The sequence below is a fragment of the Cloacibacillus evryensis DSM 19522 genome (assembly GCF_000585335.1).
Classification (GTDB): Bacteria; Synergistota; Synergistia; order Synergistales; family Synergistaceae; genus Cloacibacillus; species Cloacibacillus evryensis.
The window spans coordinates 2318473-2335324 of the sequence record NZ_KK073872.1 but is presented as its reverse complement, the minus strand read 5'-3'; the positions used below and the strand labels follow the sequence as shown (position 1 = coordinate 2335324).

At 57.5% G+C, this 16852-nt stretch carries 17 protein-coding genes; 14 read left to right on the top strand and 3 right to left on the bottom strand.

Going from position 1 to position 16852, the window contains the following annotated elements:
- Positions 1 to 101: 101 nt before the first annotated feature.
- Positions 102 to 1475, top strand: a complete 1374-nt coding sequence (locus tag CLOEV_RS10425) for an MATE family efflux transporter (RefSeq protein WP_034443577.1) — start codon at positions 102 to 104, stop codon at positions 1473 to 1475.
- Positions 1476 to 1524: 49 nt separating this feature from the next.
- On the opposite strand, the gene CLOEV_RS10420 is transcribed toward CLOEV_RS10425, so the two are convergent.
- Positions 1525 to 2175 carry a GntR family transcriptional regulator gene (locus CLOEV_RS10420; protein WP_034443576.1) on the bottom strand — a complete coding sequence of 217 codons (651 nt, stop codon included), beginning with the start codon at positions 2173 to 2175 and terminating at the stop codon, positions 1525 to 1527.
- A 628-nt stretch (positions 2176 to 2803) separates the two neighbouring features.
- On the opposite strand from CLOEV_RS10420, the gene CLOEV_RS10415 reads away from it, so the two are divergent.
- The 11 genes from CLOEV_RS10415 to CLOEV_RS10365 all read left to right on the top strand — a co-directional run bounded on the left by CLOEV_RS10415 (position 2804) and on the right by CLOEV_RS10365 (position 14375).
- Positions 2804 to 3310: a hypothetical protein gene (locus CLOEV_RS10415; protein ID WP_034443575.1), complete on the top strand. Its 507-nt coding sequence runs from the start codon at positions 2804 to 2806 to the stop codon at positions 3308 to 3310.
- A complete protein-coding gene (locus CLOEV_RS10410; protein ID WP_156938405.1) occupies positions 3282 to 4016 on the top strand; it encodes a hypothetical protein in 735 nt (244 codons plus the stop codon). Before CLOEV_RS10415 ends, CLOEV_RS10410 begins: the two co-directional genes overlap by 29 nt.
- 192 nt (positions 4017 to 4208) lie before the next feature.
- Positions 4209 to 4952 (top strand): Synerg-CTERM sorting domain-containing protein, encoded by a 744-nt coding sequence (locus tag CLOEV_RS10405; protein ID WP_034443572.1) that lies wholly within the window; start codon positions 4209 to 4211, stop codon positions 4950 to 4952.
- Between the two features lie 326 nt (positions 4953 to 5278).
- Positions 5279 to 6061, top strand: a complete 783-nt coding sequence (locus CLOEV_RS10400) for an SDR family NAD(P)-dependent oxidoreductase (RefSeq protein ID WP_008712670.1) — start codon at positions 5279 to 5281, stop codon at positions 6059 to 6061.
- Positions 6062 to 6075: 14 nt separating this feature from the next.
- Positions 6076 to 7461: an aminomethyl-transferring glycine dehydrogenase subunit GcvPA gene (gcvPA, locus tag CLOEV_RS10395; protein WP_008712669.1), complete on the top strand. Its 1386-nt coding sequence runs from the start codon at positions 6076 to 6078 to the stop codon at positions 7459 to 7461.
- A gap of 14 nt (positions 7462 to 7475) precedes the next feature.
- A complete protein-coding gene (gene gcvPB, locus CLOEV_RS10390) occupies positions 7476 to 9041 on the top strand; it encodes an aminomethyl-transferring glycine dehydrogenase subunit GcvPB (RefSeq protein WP_008712667.1) in 1566 nt (521 codons plus the stop codon).
- A gap of 3 nt (positions 9042 to 9044) precedes the next feature.
- A complete protein-coding gene (locus CLOEV_RS10385; RefSeq protein WP_008712666.1) occupies positions 9045 to 10160 on the top strand; it encodes an ATP-NAD kinase family protein in 1116 nt (371 codons plus the stop codon).
- Between the two features lie 28 nt (positions 10161 to 10188).
- Positions 10189 to 10941 carry an SDR family NAD(P)-dependent oxidoreductase gene (locus CLOEV_RS10380; protein WP_034443571.1) on the top strand — a complete coding sequence of 251 codons (753 nt, stop codon included), beginning with the start codon at positions 10189 to 10191 and terminating at the stop codon, positions 10939 to 10941.
- 308 nt (positions 10942 to 11249) lie between these two features.
- On the top strand, positions 11250 to 12719 hold the full coding sequence (locus tag CLOEV_RS10375; RefSeq protein WP_008712661.1) for a Na+/H+ antiporter NhaC family protein: 1470 nt from the start codon (positions 11250 to 11252) through the stop codon (positions 12717 to 12719).
- A 295-nt stretch (positions 12720 to 13014) separates the two neighbouring features.
- Entirely contained in the window at positions 13015 to 13422 is a 408-nt protein-coding gene (locus tag CLOEV_RS16875; RefSeq protein ID WP_034443570.1) for a C69 family dipeptidase, read from the top strand.
- Positions 13368 to 14375 carry a C69 family dipeptidase gene (locus CLOEV_RS10365; protein ID WP_169732221.1) on the top strand — a complete coding sequence of 336 codons (1008 nt, stop codon included), beginning with the start codon at positions 13368 to 13370 and terminating at the stop codon, positions 14373 to 14375. The genes CLOEV_RS16875 and CLOEV_RS10365 overlap by 55 nt, the downstream gene beginning before the upstream one ends.
- On the opposite strand, the gene CLOEV_RS10360 is transcribed toward CLOEV_RS10365, so the two are convergent.
- Both CLOEV_RS10360 and CLOEV_RS10355 read right to left on the bottom strand, forming a co-directional pair.
- Entirely contained in the window at positions 14362 to 15057 is a 696-nt protein-coding gene (locus CLOEV_RS10360) for a metallopeptidase domain-containing protein (protein WP_008712658.1), read from the bottom strand. The two genes, CLOEV_RS10365 and CLOEV_RS10360, sit on opposite strands and share 14 nt — an antisense overlap.
- Positions 15045 to 15470, bottom strand: coding sequence for a hypothetical protein (locus tag CLOEV_RS10355; RefSeq protein WP_034443568.1), 426 nt, complete (start codon positions 15468 to 15470; stop codon positions 15045 to 15047). Before CLOEV_RS10355 ends, CLOEV_RS10360 begins: the two co-directional genes overlap by 13 nt.
- A gap of 238 nt (positions 15471 to 15708) precedes the next feature.
- Between CLOEV_RS10355 and CLOEV_RS10350 the strand changes: the two genes are divergently transcribed.
- Positions 15709 to 16176 (top strand): low molecular weight protein-tyrosine-phosphatase, encoded by a 468-nt coding sequence (locus CLOEV_RS10350; protein WP_034445755.1) that lies wholly within the window; start codon positions 15709 to 15711, stop codon positions 16174 to 16176.
- Between the two features lie 16 nt (positions 16177 to 16192).
- Positions 16193 to 16825, top strand: coding sequence for a trimeric intracellular cation channel family protein (locus tag CLOEV_RS10345; protein WP_008712652.1), 633 nt, complete (start codon positions 16193 to 16195; stop codon positions 16823 to 16825).
- The last annotated feature ends 27 nt before the right edge of the window (positions 16826 to 16852 follow it).

Sequence of the window (16852 nt, the reverse complement as noted above, 5' to 3'; positions counted from 1 at the left end):
CAACGAGTTGTGCCTGTCACGTAATTCCGGTTGGAAGCGTCGGCGCGGCTCGTTTTTTTTGCCGTCGGCGCGGCGCTATTTTTTCAGAGGTGATAAGTGTTATGAAAAACAGAGATGAGGTTCAGGAAAGAAACAAGATGGCGGCGGTTCCCGTGAGGAGGCTGCTCTTCACGATGTCGCTGCCGCTGATGCTTTCGATGGTGATGGAGGCGCTCTATAACGTTGTGGACAGCCTCTTTATTTCGCGCATCGGCGAGAACGCGATCACGGCGCTGTCGCTGGCTTTTCCCGTGCAGCTGCTAGTCGTCTCGATAACGGTGGGGACGGGCGTCGGCGTGGGCGCGATACTTTCGAGGCTGCTCGGCGAGGGCGACCGGCGCGGAGTAAACGCGGCGGCGGTGAACGGGATATTTCTCGCCGTACTCACATACGTGCTGTTTTTGCTCTTCGGCCTCTTCTGCGCCGGGAGCTATTACGCTTCGCAGACCGATGACGCGGAGATTTACCGTTATGGCGTAGATTATCTCTCAGTATGTATGATCTGGTCTTTCGGCGGCGTCGGGCAGATAACCTTTCAGCGCCTTTTACAGTCCACCGGACGCACGGCGCTCTCAATGGCGTCGCAGCTTGTCGGGGCACTGCTCAACATCGTGCTTGACCCGATCCTGATCTTCGGCCTCTGCGGCGCGCCGGCCTTCGGCGTGAAGGGGGCCGCGGCGGCGACGGTCATCGGGCAGATAACGGCGCTCGCGCTCGCCGTCTACTTCAACCTGCGGATGAATAAAGAGATCTCCTTTGACCTGCGCGGCTTCCGGCCGAGCCTCTCCATGATAAGGAAGATATACGCGATAGGCGCGCCCGCGATCGTCATGCAGTCGCTGAATTCTCTGATGGCCTTTGGCGTGAATCTAATCCTCATCGGCCTCTCCTCCACGGCGGTCGCCGCCTTCGGAATCTACATAAAGGTACAAAATTTCGTCTTCATGCCGGCTTTTGGCCTCAACAACGCCGTGATCGCCATCGCGGCCTTCAACTATGGAGCGCGGAATGAACCGCGCATAAGGGAGACGATAAAATATGGCATGCTCTACGCCGCGGCGATCATGCTCGCGGGGATGTTTGCGGTGCAGCTTTTCGCGCTGCCGATACTGCGGCTCTTCGACGCCTCGCCGGAGCTGCTGTCGATGGGGGGCCGCGCGATGCGCATTATCAGCGTCAGTTACATTTTCACGGCCTACATGCTGATCGCTCAGGGCGTCTATCAGGCGCTCGGCAACGGCGTTTACAGCCTCGCCGTGACGCTGCTGCGGGTCGTCGTCGTCCTGCTGCCGCTGCTGTGGGCATTCTCCGTGATGTTCCCGCTTAAAGATGTCTGGTGGGCGTTTGTGATCTCCGAGATAATATCGACGCTGGTGAGCGCGCTGCTGCTCAGGCGGATCTGTTCCAGGAGGCTCGGCGTGCCGCGGAGCGCGTAAGGCCGGCGGCGCAGAAGAGTAAGGCGCGCCATTGCGGCGCGCCCGTGCCTTATCTTGTCTTGAGCCCCTCCATCGAGAGTCTCAGATGCTCCCTGATCAGGCGTATGCATTCCTCTTCATCGTGCCTCTTCAGCGCGTCGAGAATGATGATATGCTCTTCGAGGCTCGGGTTCGTGTTGAAATCGAAAAAAGACTCGAAGAAGATCATCTGTACGAATGTCCGCGAGAGAATGTTTTTGATATAGCCGACCAATGTATTGTTGCCGGAGGATTCGGCGATGATTATATGGAAATTGTCATTGACCGTGAGGTAGGATTCAAGATTGCGCTTTACAAAGGTCTCGTGTTCCGCGTCGATCTGTTCCTGCAGTCGGCATATCTGCAGCGGCGTGATCTGCTTCGCCGCCTTGCGTATCGCCATGACCTCAAGCTCCTCGCGCACTTCGTATGTATCTATTATCTCCTGCCTGGTCGGAGAGGCGAGACAGGCGCCCCAGCCCGGGATTATCTGGACCAGCCCCTCGTTCTCAAGGCGTCTCAAGGCTTCGCGCACGGGAGTGCGGCTCACCTGCAGCTCCTTGGCGATCGCCACCTCCGGCAGACGCTGTCCGCTGACCAGCGTTTTTTCAAAAATCTTCCTTCTCAACTGATCATACACGAACCCGGCCGCGGTCTGCACGGATGATGTAGTCATAACCATATTCAATCAGCTCCCCAATTTGCCTTCAGATAAAAATATACATAGTACGCGGCCGATTTGCAAGCGGAAAATAAGAAAACCCGCGGTGACGGTGAATTGACGGCAGGTTATTTTTTACGGCAGGACGGTAAACAGCGATTTAGCGGGCACTCACAAAACGCAAATTGTCGATATTCAGCGATTTCGGTTTATGCTTTTAAAGGCCCCCTCGCCGGAGGGGGCTGGCTCGGTGGTGTTTTTCCGCCGAGACTGGAGGAGGCTTGACCTTGGGTTTTGTGTTTTGATCTTGATCTTATCTTCTTCCGCCTTTTCCGCGGCTTGCGCCGCGGGCACTGTTTAGCGCGGAAAACCGCGCCAAACAGTACAACACTCCTTCCGACCCGGCGCAAAAACCGCGCGCCGGCCCACCTCCCTCGGCGAGGGAGGCTTAAAAATATAAATCGCTATTTATCTTTCCCCGCCCCCTTTTCGCCCCCTGATTTGTTGTACCTTTGTTGTACCTCGTTTGATATAGTGGAAGACAAAGCGATTGAGTCACATTGTTTACCGTTCTCTGCGAGGGCATCATGGAGCGGAGGATATCCGGCCGTAAAGGTGCGGGCCGGTCGAGATTAAGGAGGAGATAAGGATGAAGTATTTCGGCAGATTTACCGGAAAACGCGTGCGGCTTCTGGCCGCGGCGGCGCTGCTGCTCTTGGCGGCTGGCGTCTACGTCGGGCCGCAGATAGCGGCCGCTATAGAGACGGGCGGCAAACGCCCGGGCGAGACGGATCCGTTTGCGAGCGGCAAGACGCTGCTCAAGGGCGACGACCTAATCATGGTGCGCGCGACAAACACCGGCACAGACGGAAGATATGGAGAAAAGCACGCTGCGTATGTCTCCGCAATCAGCCCCGACGCCTCTGTGACGGGAGACAAGAAGGTTTCATATTACAACGGCGAGTACAACAAGCTCTGCCTCGACGGCGGACTTGACGACGCGAATGGCTTCTACTCAACGTACGGCACGCTGCGCCTGCGCGGCGACGAAACTTCGTACATGCTCCAGGCCGGTCCCCGTCGAAGGCAATATCCGCCTTTTCGCCTACAAGGCGGACAAGCTCGCTGTGAACGACATGAGCACGGCGGGCAGTAGGAAGCTTAACTATAAGCTGGCGGACCACGCTAACTCCCCGCGCGCGATCGGCCTCTACTCCGGCCGCTGGACGACCAGCGACACGAGGGACATCGTCGCGGCAAGCGTCTCGAAGGTCTCGGACAAGCTTTACCTTCACATCTCGCGCCTCCCCGACATGCAGGTGCAGGCCGACGCCTCCGGCACGCTGAAATCGGCCTCCGGCATGGAGTTCTACTCGCATTTTGAATTCGCGGCGGCGAGGGAGCTTGACAAGCTCGTCGTCGAGTGCGCGGCGGGAGACGTGGACGGCGACGGCATACAGGAGCTGGCATTCCTCAGCGACGAAAACACCGATGGCTACTACCGCCTGAGGCTCTATAAGGTCTCCGACAACCACTTTGCGCAGGCCGCCGAGATCAAGACGGAGCTCGCCTATCACGATACCGCCAACACGAAAAAGCGCATCGGCGTCTCCTTTGGGGACGTTAAGGGCGAAGGGCGCGAGCAGCTTCTCGTAGCGGGCTACGCGAGGGACAAGGACTCCTACAACAGCGGCAAGTGGGGCCTGCACTGGCGCCTCTACACATACGAGGGCGCCAAGCTCACCGAGATGGACCACACGGACGCTTTGATCTCGCATTCAAACAGGGCATCACGGAAATTCACCTTTGCAAAGGCGTGCTTGCCGATATCGACTGCGACGGAAGGGCCGACATCGTCCTGACCTACACGGAGCCGAACGGATACGGGTACGGCAGCCACATGCTGGCTGCGGCCGCCTATTCGTACAAAACGACGAGCTTCTCCAAGCAGCAGCTTCTATACGGTTTCTGGGACAACTGGTGGAAGTTCAGGCAGATCGGCGCGCTGGACATGGCGGCCGGCAACTTCTACGAAGAAGGAACTGGGCAAGCTCGTGGGCAGCAGAACGCAGATAGCGGAGACGACGATCGACCAGATCCCCGTCTGGAACACGGATAACCTCACGGATTACAACAACAAGCTAGCCGCGGTCTCCTGGGACGTAACGGCGGTGCCGGACGGGCACTACCGCGTATTCGTAACGGTGAACCCGGACAAGAGCATAGACGAGCTGCCGTACCACGGGATCGGCGAGGCGTGCGACAACAACGAGGGCTGGTATGACGTCTGCATCGCGGCGCCCAAGGAGCCGAAGCAGGCCTCCGCGCTGATAGCGGCGGGCGAGCTTGACGCCGAGGTTGCCGGCGACACATCGGCGGACGATCCATGGTTCTTCGGCATAGGCGAAGTAGACCTCTGCGACACCGACAACGATTTCACCTACACGCTGGACCAGGACGGCGTCAAGGCCGCGACCGAGATAACGCACAAGGGAACGGAAGCCGCTCTGAACGTGCTAGTCTCGCTCGTTGACAAGGACGGAAACGTCGTTGACGTCCAAAGGCTGCCCGGCGTGCTGCCCGGCGAGACGGTCGGCGTTGAGCTGGCGGGCGATCTGGCCAAGAACTACACCGGCGACCTGAAGCTCGTGATCGGCGAAGTGATCGGCGAGACCAACATGGACAGCAACAGTGTGACGAAGACGATAGGCGGCTCCGGCGGCTGCAGCGCCGGCTTCGGCGCGCTGGCGCTGCTTGCGATAGCGGTACTGCCGGCCGCGGCAAGAAGAAAGAGGTAACGCGAAGATCACGGCAAGGCGCGATAACGAAATAACCGCAAACGCGCGGCCGCGCGCGGTAAATAAGGCCGCTCAGTCAGAAGGCCTCCCGTCGATCGGGAGGCCTCTTCAATTCTCTATGGTATCAATATTTTTCGGGCGGCGTGAAAACGGAAAACCGTCTGACTGACCGCTTGGAAGAGAAAAAATATTCCTCTCATTTTGTTCCGAAAGAGTATTGACAATCCGGCCCGGATAATATATAAAGTATCTAAGAAATAGTGTATACAGTGGATACTTGCAATGACGTTTCACATCATAAATACTTAAATAAAGGAGAGACAAACATGCTGGATCTGAACAAACTTTGCGGGATGAACGGCAAGACCGCCATTATCACCGGAGCCGCCTCCGGCATCGGCGCGGGCATCGCCCGCTTCTTTGCGAACGCCGGGGTGTCGGTCGTCATCGCTGACATCAATGAAGAGCTTGCTCGTAAAGTCGAACAAGAGATCAAAGAAGCTGGGGGGAAGGCTGAATTTATCAAGTGCAACGTCACAAAAGAGGCCGACTGCAAAGCCCTGGCGGACAATGTCGCGGAGAAGTATTCTAAGATCGACATCCTCGTCAACTGCGCCGGTGTCGCCCGCCGTCACACGGTCGAGACGCTTCCCGAAAGCGACTGGGATCTCGCGATCAACGTTACGCTCAAGAGCGTTTATCTGATGTGCAAGCATGTTGTGCCTCATATGAAGAAGGCCGGCGGCGGCAAGATCGTGAACATCGGCTCGGGCTGGGCGCTCAAGGGCGGCGACCACGCCGTCTCCTACTGCGCAGCGAAGGGCGGCGTCTGGAACATGACGCGCGCGATGGCGATCGACCACGGCCCCGACAATATAAACATAAACTGTGTCTGCCCCGGCGATATCGACACGCCGATGCTCAAAAGCGAGTGTGAGCAGCTGGGCGGCGTATATGACGAAAAGTATAAGGAAGAATGCGCGCAGCGTCCGATGGCCCGCCTTGGCGCACCGAAGGATGTCGCGATGTGCGTATTTTTCCTCTGCAGCGACATGGCGCCGTGGGTGACAGGCTCGTCGCTTGTCGTGGACGGCGGCGGCATAGCATAGGAGGAGAGATCCAGATGTCAAAGAAGATGTACCCCTATATCCCCAATTCGGAAGCGGCCGTACAGGCCGAGATGCTCAAATTCATCGGAGTGGATTCGATCGAAGAACTGATCGCCGACATCCCCGAAGAGATGCGCATGAAGCAGGCGATGGAACTTCCCGAACCCTTCAACGATGAGGCGGGACTTTTCCGCCACGTCGGCGCGATGCTCGGTAAAAATAAGACGGCGCAGGAGCTGGCCTGCTTCCTTGGAGCCGGCTGCTATAACCGCTACGTCCCCGCAGTCGTAGACGAAGTCATCAACCGTTCCGAGTTCCTCACCGCCTACGCCGGCGAGCCTTACGAAGATCACGGGCGCTTTCAGGCGATGTTCGAGTATCAGTCGATGATGGCCGAACTGCTCGATATGGATGTCTGCAACGTTCCTAACTATGACGGCAGTCAGGCCGTCGGAACGGCGCTGCGTATGGCAACGCGCATCGCGCGCCGCAAAGAGGTGCTCATCCCCCGCAATATCAATCCCGACACTTTGAGGGCGGTGCAGACCTATCTCCAGCCCGATGTGAAGATAACCTACGTGGATTACGGCGCAAAGACCGGACGTATCTGCCTTGACAGCCTGAAAGAGAAGCTGACGGAGGATGTCGCGGCGGTGCTTGTCATGAATCCAAACTTTTTCGGCGTCGTAGAAGAAAAGGCGCAGGAGATCGCCGACATGGCTCACGCCAAGGGCGCTCTGATGGTCGCCTACGTCGAGCCTTCGACGCTCGGCGTGCTTACGCCTCCCTCGCACTATGGCGCTGACATCGCCTGCGGCGACATTCAGGGGCTTGGCCTCCATATGAACTACGGCGGCGGCGTCGCCGGATTTATCGCGACAGCCGACGATCCGCGCTTTGTCGACGAGTATCCCTCCCGTCTCTTCGGCATCGCGCCGACGAGCGAGAAGGAATGGGGCTTCGGCGACGTCCTCTGGGAGCGCACCTCGTTCGCGAACCGAGACAGCGCCAAGGAATTCGTCGGCACGCATTCCGCCCTTTGGGGCATCGCGGCGGGCGTATATCTCGCGGCGATGGGGCCGCAGGGCATGAAAGAGCTTGGCGAGGCCGTGCTTCAGCGCCAGGTCTGCCTGAAGAAGGTGCTGTCCGGTGTCAAAGGGCTCTCATTTGACAGGCTCTCCGGCACTCCCTTCCAGGAGGTCGTCGCCGACTTCTCCGCGAGCGGCAAAAAGGTCTCCGAGATCAACAAGAAGCTGCTTGAAAAGGGCATCCTCGGCGGTTACGACCTTGGCAGGAATTTCCCCGAGCTTGAGGGCTGCATGCTGCTGGCGGTAACGGAGCAGACATCGGCGGATGACATTAAGGCTCTTGCTTCGGCACTGGGCGAGATTCTGGCGTAAAGGAGGCCGTTTCAATGAACAATCTGGAAAGATTAAAGAAATTTCATCAGGCTAAGTGGAATGAGCCGATCATCTATGAGATAAGCGAACCCGGCGCGCGCGCGGTCCTTGTCCCCGGACCCTGCTGTGGCTGTACGAGCGCGGAAGAGGCCCTCGCCACCCTCCCCAAAGGCATGGTGCGCGAGGAGAAGGCCAATCTTCCCGAGATCGCGCAGCTTCAGCTGGTGCGTCATTACAACCACCTCTCGCAGGAAAATATCGGCGTCGACGGCAACATCGACATCGGCCAGGGGACCTGCACGATGAAGTACAACCCCAAAGTCAACGACCGCCTCGCGGGGCTCCCCAAGGTCGCCGACATGCACCCGCTGCAGCCCGACGAAACGGCTCAGGGCATCCTTGAGCTTTTCCATAAGACCGGCGAACTTTTTAAGGAGATATCTGGGCTTGACGTATTCTCGATGCAGCCCGGCGGCGGCTCACACGGTGTTCTCGCGCTCGCCTCGATCGTCCGCGCCTACTGGCGCGACAAGGGCGAGGAAGAAAAGCGCGACGAGATAATCACGACACTCTTCTCACATCCCGCCGACTGCGCCGTTCCGATGGCTAAGGGCTACAAGGTAACGATAATCCAGCCCGACGAAGAGGGGTATCCCGATATCGAGGCCTTCAAGGCGGCGATCTCCGACCGCACGGCGGCAATATTCTTTACAAACCCGGAGGATACGGGGATCTTCAACGTCCGCATCAAGGAATTCACCCGCCTCGCTCACGAGAAGGGAATCCTCTGCTGCTATGACCAGGCCAACGCCAACGGCCTGCTCGGCATTACGCGTACCGCCGAGGCGAACTTCGACATGTCCTTCTTCAACCTTCACAAGACCTTCGGCGCTCCGCACGGATGCGGCGGCCCCGCCACGGGACTTGTCGCGGCGAAGAAAGAGCTGCGTCCCTACATGCCCGTCCCGCTTGTTGAGTATTCGCCGGAAAAGGGCTATTACCTGGATTTCGACCTTCCGAAATCATGCGGCAAGATCAAGTCCTTCTGGGGCGTCGCCCCCGTAGTCGTCAAGGCCTACTCATGGATCATGGCGCTCGGAGCCGACGGCCTGCGCGAGGTCTCACGCGTCGCCATCCTCAACAACAACTACTGCATGAAAAAGATCCTCGCGATAAAGGGCGCCTCGATCAGCTTCCCGAACCATCCTTCCCGTATCGAACAGGCCCGCTACAGCTGGCAGAAGATGAAGGAAGACACCGGTTTCGGCACCGCCGACGTACAGCGCTGCATCGCGGACTTCGGCACGCACTACTGGTCGAGCCACGAGCCCTGGGTCATCCCCGAACCCTTCACGATCGAGCCCAGCGAGTCATATTCAAAGCAGGATATCGACGATTACTGCGCGGTCCTCGCCGAAATATCCCGCATGTGCTACGAGGAGCCCGAGGCGGTCGAGCACGCTCCTGTGAACAGCACGGTGCACCACATCGACCACGATTACTTCGACGATCCCGCGAAGTACGCGATCACCTGGCGCGCTTACAACAAAAAGTACAAGGGCTACTTTGAGCCCAAATAGGCCATGAAAATAGGCTTCCTCATCAATCCCGTAGCAGGAATGGGGGGCAGGGTGGCCCTTAAGGGAACCGACGGAGAGGACACTCTTCGCCGGGCCCTTGAGCTCGGCGCCGTGCCGATGGCCGGCGTGCGGGCAGGGGAAGCCGTAAAAGAATTTGCCGCGAGCGCGGGAGGCTGCCGTTTCTACAGCCCCTCCGGCGCCATGGGAGCCGACCTGCTGAGATCCTGCGGTATAGAGACGGAGCTTTTGTTTGACCCATCCGAAAGGACGACTCCGGCCGACACAAAGCGCGCAGCGGAAATGATGCTGGCGCTGGGTGTCGGCCTTGTCGTATTCGCGGGAGGCGACGGCACGGCGCGCGACATATGCTCCGTGATCGGCGAGAGTATCCCGGTCATAGGCATACCGGCAGGAGTCAAGATACATTCCGGCGTATATGCGAAGAGGCCCAGGGACGCCGGGATGCTCGTCAATAAACTGCTGCTCGGCAGGGTTAAGCGCTTCGCGGCGGCGGAGGTCGTAGATATAGACGAAGAGGCCTTCCGCGACAATGTCGTGCGCGCCCGACTCTATGGCTACATGAGGATACCGGACGACCGTGAGTTCATGCAGGACCGCAAATCGGGCGGCAGCGGCGGGTCCGCGGAGGAAGCGGCGAACCTGGCCGCCTTCGCCGCACTCTCCATGAAGCCCGATACGCTCTACCTCATCGGTTCGGGTTCCACCACCAAACAGCTTACGGACCGGCTCGGACTCGACGGTACCCTGCTCGGCGTGGACGCCGTAATGAACGGCAAACTGGCCGGCAAAGACCTGACGGAAGCCGGGATCAAAGAACTGCTCTCCTCCGTGGAGAGCAGCCGCCGGTCGCTCATCATCACCGTGATCGGCGGACAGGGGCATATCTTCGGCCGCGGAAACCAGCAGCTTAGCCCCGAAGTGATCCGCATGATCCCCAGAGAAAACATCATGGTCATCGCGACCCCGGCGAAGATGGCGCAGCTCTTTGGCAAGAGCCTGATCGCCGATACCGGCGACAGCTCGCTCGACGAGGAGCTGAGGGGCTATCTTCCCGTTATCACGGGACACGCGCGGAAAATGATGGCTAAAGTCTCATAGAAATTTTAAGTGACGGGAGAGTGACATTATGGCACGTTATGAAGAACTTACGGAAAAAAGAGTTATGATCACGGGAGCGGCAAGCGGCATCGGCCTGGCCACCGCCCAGGTATTCGCGCGGCAGGGAGCCAAGGTATTTGTCGTAGACTATAATCAGAGGGCGGCCGAGCAGACGATGGCCGAAAATCCGGCTTTTGCCGGATTTTATGTCGGCGACGTCAGCAAAGAGGAAGATGTGCAGAGCGCCTTCAAAAAAATGGACGCGGAGCTCGGCGGTATCGACGTCCTTATCTCGAACGCCGGCATCAGCATCAGGGCCGACTTCGTGGACATCTCTTATGAGCAGTGGAAAAAAGTCATCGATATCAACCTCAACGGCATGTTCCTCTGCGCGCGCGAAGCCGCGCGCCGCATGATGGAGCAGAAGAGCGGCGTCATCCTGATGACCGCCTCTACCAACGGCACGGAGGGGCACCGCTGGTACACTGATTACAACGCGTCCAAGGCCGGAGTCATCCTGCTGACCAAGAGCATGGCTCTCGAACTCGCTCCGATCGTTCGAGTGAACTGCGTATGCCCCGGCTATGTCCTCACTCCCATGCAGAAAGCCGAGTACACTGAAGAGATGCTCGCCAAAGTAAACGAGGGCATCCCGATGAAGCGCCACGCCGAACCGGAAGAGGTCGGCAAGCTTTACGCCTTCCTCGCCTCCGACGACGCGAAATACATCACCGGAGCCGACATCCGAATAGACGGCGGCGAAACGGCAGGGCTGTATTAAGTCATAACATGATGGCATTTTAGTATTAATATATTTCACCATGCTAAAATGCCATCATTTATCGGATAAGTAATTTGTTATAAATTTCTACACTATACCAATTAAAGGCGAGGGCTTTTTTGTTATTTGTACTCTGCCTGCAATTCAAAAGGAGGTATGCCAGCGGAGATAATACAAAGCGTTCCCACGCGTTCCGAGGATGGGAGGGCCGGTGCGTGCGGTTTTCAAAGGGCCGTATCGAGGGTTCTCTCAGGTTCCGATTTTGTCTGTTGAAACAGGCATAGTTGAAAAGGAGGCATTTATCGGTAATGAAAGCTTTGTTGAAACTTACGCCTATATGTGTTATAGCGGGTCTCATGCTCTCGGGCATGGATATCCTTCTGGCCGCGCCGCTTTCGTTCATGTACTCTGTCATCATCGCGATGATCGTAGACCGCTATAAGTTCCAGGACTGTCTTGACGCGGCCCTTGATAATCTGAAACACTTTTTGATAGTTTTCCTTATTCTTCAGGCTGCTTACGCCGTCGCAGAATGCTTTATGGCCACCGGCGTCGCCGCCGCCGTCATCAATATGTCTCTCGCCGCCGGTCTCAACGCGAAGGTGCTCGCCGTCGTCGCCCTTTTGGTCACCTCCGTCCTGTCCATCGCGACGGGGACCTCTTGGGGAACGTTCGCGGCCTGCGCGCCGATCTTCCTTTGGCTTAACCACATCGTCGGCGGAAATATCGCGCTTACCGTAGGCGCCATCGCGGGCGGTTCCTGCTTCGGAGACAACATAGGTCTTATCTCCGATACGACGATCGTCAGCTCCGGCATCCAGCAGGTCGAGATAATCAGGAGAGTCCGCCATCAGGGAGTCTGGTCGCTGCTCTGCCTCGTAACTTCGGCCGTCGTCTTTTACTTTATCGGCGTAGCCCTCGGACTGCCCAGCACCAGCGGACAGGCCGCCGACGCCATCGCGCAGATCCCCAAGGAGGTATGGGCCGCGCTCGCCGAAGAGCGCCCCTCGGCCGTCACGCTGCTTGAGCTCGTTAAGCAGGGCGTGCCTTACTACATGGTCATCCCTCTTATTATCGTTCTCGCCACGGCTGTCAAGGGCTACAGCACGCTGATCTGCCTGGGCTCCGGGATAATTTCCTCGCTCGTATTCGGCTTCGCGGCCGGAACGGTGACAAGCGTCACCGAATTCCTCGATCTCGTCTACACCGGTTTCTCGGACGCCGGCGGCTGGTCGATCGCGATGATGCTCTGGGTCGGCGCCTTTGGAGGCGTAATGAGGCTCATGAACGCCTTTGACCCGATAGCGCTGCTCATCACCCGCCTGGTTAGCAAAGTGCGCCACCTTATCTTCGCCAACGGCATTCTTTGCCTGATCGGCAACGCGGCGCTTTCCGACGAGATGGCCCAGATCGTCACTATCGGCCCGATCATCAAGAACATAACGGAAGAGAACGTCGTCGGTTCAAAGGAAGACATGTACACGCTGGCTCTAAGGAACGCGACGCTCTCGGACGCGATGGGCGTTCTCGGTTCGCAGCTCGTGCCGTGGCACTGCTATATGGGATTCTTCATCGGCATCAGCGTCTCCGTCTATCCGCTCGCCGAAGCCCTCTCCGTCGGCGATATCATCATGCACAACTACCTCGCCTGGATAGCGGTAGGCTCGATGCTCGTCCTCACCTTCACCGGCTGGGACCGTTTCATCCCGCTCTTCAAGCTCCCCGCGGAGCCGCAGGTCTACCTTAAGAGCGAAGCGGCTAAATACGAAAAGAAGTAGTTCAGCGTTCCCACTGACGGAAACGCAGCCCCCGGCGGATGACTTCGCCGGGGCATTTTTTATTTTAAGGCCGGCGGATCAAGGCAGAGAACGACTCCTATGTTAAAAGCGGCATTTTTATATAATTACGCCGCTCATGTATTTACTAAGGTATATAAGACAAAGTTTGTTGTACTTTTGTTGTGCCTGCCATAGTATAATTCGTACCAGCGGTAGTATCCGGTATGGTCACACGAAGCGCAAGCTTCCGGAAGCGTGGGCGAATAGTAATGTTTTTAATAGGGAGGATGTTTTTATGAAGATGAAAAAATTGTTGCTGCTGGCGACGCTCGGCTTGTTTGTTCTCTTTCCCGCGGCGGAGGCCTGTTCCTCTATAGCCGTCGGCAAGGGGGCTTCCGCCTCCGGCGCTTATCTTTTCGCCCGCACGGAAGATCATTTTTCTTCCGCCGGAAAGAGGCTGGCAGTCTACCCTGCCGGTAAATATGCGAAGGGCGAAAAACTCAGGAGCACCAAAAGCGATTACTTTTACACTATGAGCCATGACAGTTATAAGCACACCGGCGTGCCCAGGATGACCCCGGCCCCTGACTGGCAGGATGTGCACATCGCCTTTGGCACGAACGAGTATGGCCTGGCCGTCATCGCTGGTTGGCCTCGAAGGTTCCCGACGATAAGTTCATCATCGTGGCGAACGACATGGTGACGGATTACGCCGACCTTTCCGACAGGGCGAATTTTCGCGGCACGGCTGATCTGAAAGAATTTGCCGTCAAACACGGATTCGCCGTTTACGGCGGAGCCGAAGAGGGAGTCCACGCGGGGGACGTGAATCTCGCCGCCTCTTATGGTGAGAATAACACTAAATACAATACGGGGCGCAGGTGGCGCGGCTATAATCTCTTTGCGCCGTCAAAAAAGATCGCCATGCTGGGCTATGGCGACAGCGACAAGACCTACCCTATGTTTGTAACTCCGGACAGGAAAATATCGGCGGAGGCTGTGATGCAATTTCAGCGTGACCGCTATCAGGGAACCTCCTACGATCTCTCGCTGGCTCCCAGGGTGACTACGCTTAATCCAGAGGGCTATGACATTAAAGAGACGCTTTTTTACGACGGGGCGGCGTCTTCGGCTGGCGGAAGCGACGCCGACAGGACGAAGACGCTGCGGCCAATAGGCTTCAACACGCAGATGCACACGCATATCGTCGAGCTGCTGCCGGAGCTTCCGCCTGAGATCGGCGCGCGTATGTGGATAGCGATGGCGCAGTCGGAGCATTCTGTCAATCTGCCGCTTTACGGCCTCATTGCCGATACCTGTAAATATGATAAGACGGTGAGCGATAAATATGTGCCGGACAGCTCCTATTGGCAGTTTCAGAATGTCGCCTATTACTGCAGATATGACCGCGCGAAGTACGGCAAAGCCGTTCAGGACTATTGGCGCGCCTACGAACTGAAGCTCTCGGAAGAACAGCGGGAGGTGGAAGCGAAAATGCTCGCGCTCTATAAGAAAGATCCGGCGCTGGCCAGGTGCTATATCACCGCCTATGTGCTGGACACGCGTGAAAAGGCGGCCGAGAGGGCCCGTGAGATACGCTCCGCGCTGCTGGAGCATATAAAGAACAGCCCTGACGGGATATTCAAGATAGACTAGAGTGACGGCAGCCGGCGTCTATGCCGGCGACGGTCATCGTTGACAGTGCTGAGTCTGTTCCTGTCTCCGTGTCGCCTTTAGCGGCATCGTGATTTGAGAAGAAAAAGCTCTTGAGAAATCCCACTGCTGACGAATGGGATATTCCCTTTGCCTTGGCGAGATTGTTGCCCGCGTACCACAGCGACTCCTGCTTGCCGAGATCGTCGCCCTTGAGCCGGGAATCGGCGTAGGGATAAACGGGCATCGCGCCCTGGTGGGGATGGAGTACCTTATCTTTTGATTCCTCGGAGACGCCGTGCTGGTTGAAATCGTTGTCCTCTTCCAGACTGCCCGCGCCGATCGTCTCGTCGACATGCAGCATCAATACGCCATTTGTGCCGGCGGTTCCCATAAAGGTCTGCAGGCCCGCGTCCCAGGCGCCCGTATCCGTGGCGTCGCGCACCTCCATGAGGTAATACTGATAGGGAAGCGACGCGGGGCCGTTTACCTTTATCGGGCCGCTGGCCTTCGTGTGATTCTGGCAGTAAATATCAAGGCTCTTCGCCTGCGAATCGGCCTTCGCCGCGTTGGGCATCTCCCAACCGAGATAATATCTGCTCCACGCGTCAAGATTGACGGGGCGCGTTCCGGCTGTTTCTTCCTTTTTAGCGCCGCCGCAGCCGTTGGACATCAGCGAGAACATACCCATTCCCATATTGTAGGGCGTGGACCGATCGGCTGAGGCCCGTCGTCTCCCTCATATCCCGCGAGGATCAGATAGACGGCGAGCTCATTCTGCGTTATCTTCCCGTCTTTGGCGTAGTCGGAGAAGTCTATGCCGTATTTCCTGCCGGTCGCCTCGAGGACGCGGGGCACGAATATGGCCTCGTTTTTCATATGCTCTTCGGAGCCGTCTATTTTTATCTTTTCATCAGGGTGTTTCCCCTCGTTCTCGGGATAAAAAGAACTTCCGTCCGGCTGTCTCAGCGTAATGACCTTGTTTGGGTTTAGCGGAGCGGCAAAGGACGCCGCCGCTGAAGAGAGCAGGATGAAGAGCGTTAACAGGACGCCAAATCCTATCATCGCTTTAAAAACACGTTTCTCACAATGAGACATCACATGATTTCTCCCATATATGAAATTATAAAAATGATAATAACATGGAGAGTGCAACAAAAGTACAACAAACCGCCCATGCCCGCGCTTACCTGTATTTCGGAATCAATCCGCGGCGTACTCGGGGACGGAGGAGCGGCATTGGCTCTTGCCCGCGGAGGCTGCGGCGTTATATGATAGGCTTTGTGAAATGCCGGGAGGCGTAAATGAGAGGTTAGCTGAGGGGGCCTGCTTCAGGGTGTTAAAAATAATGTTCGTCTGTCACGGGAATATCTGCCGCAGCCCGATGGCGGAGTTTGTGATGAAGGATATCGCCGCGCGAAGAGGGCTTGCTGATAAATTTCTTGTCATGTCGTCCGCTGCGAGCGCGGAGGAGGTTGGCAGCGACATGCACGAAGCCGCGCGGGCCAGGCTCCGCGAGGAGGGGGTGCCCTTTGAGCGCCGCCGCGCGGTACAGCTGACGCGCGCCGATTATGGAAAGTTCGATTATATTATCGGGATGGATGGGCAGAATATCCGCAATATCCTGCGGATATGCGGCGGCGACCCTGAGGATAAGGTGTGGAAGCTGATGGATTTCACCGACGAGGCGGGGGAGGATGTCGCCGACCCGTGGTATACGGGCAACTTCACGCGCGCCTATGACGATATAAGAAAGGGCTGCGAGGCCCTGATGGCCAGGCTGAAGTCCGATGGGGCCGTCTGAAGGCGCGGGACGGTAAATGTCGCCGATAGCCAATCTTAGTGTGCTGGAAATAATCGGCGTCGTGAGCTTTGCCCTGCTCGGCGCGCATACCGCGGTGCAGCGGCGCATGGATCTGTTCGGGATAACGATACTCGCATTTACCGCGGCCTGCGGCGGCGGCGTGCTGCGCGACGTCGTGATGGACAGGGGCATCCCCGTCTTTTTCTCAAATTACCAGACCGTCCTCATCGTGATGCTCTCCGTCGCCGCCGTGGTCGCGGTGCCGCAGCTTTTCCGGGTTCAATGGCTGTTGATCGTGCTCGACGCGATGGGGCTCTCTTTTTTCGCGGTGGACGCGGGGATCAAGGCGATCTACCTGCATTATAATTTTATGCAGTTTCTCTTCGCCGCGGTGATAACCGGCATCGGCGGCGGCATTCTGCGGGATCTGCTCGCGCAGAGGGTGCCGGTCATCTTCCGCCATGATATTTACGCCCTGGCGGCGATCGTTGGCTGTTCTTTCCTCTGGTTCGCGAGGGGGATGATAGGGCTTGGCCCCGCGGCCTACGCGGCGCTTTTCATTATCCTCGCGGTGCGGCTGGTATCGGTCTATTTCAATATCAATCTGCCGCTGGTTAAGATCGCGGAAATAAGAAAGGGAGGCCGCTGAGGCCTCCCTTCGATAAGTTTTGAACAG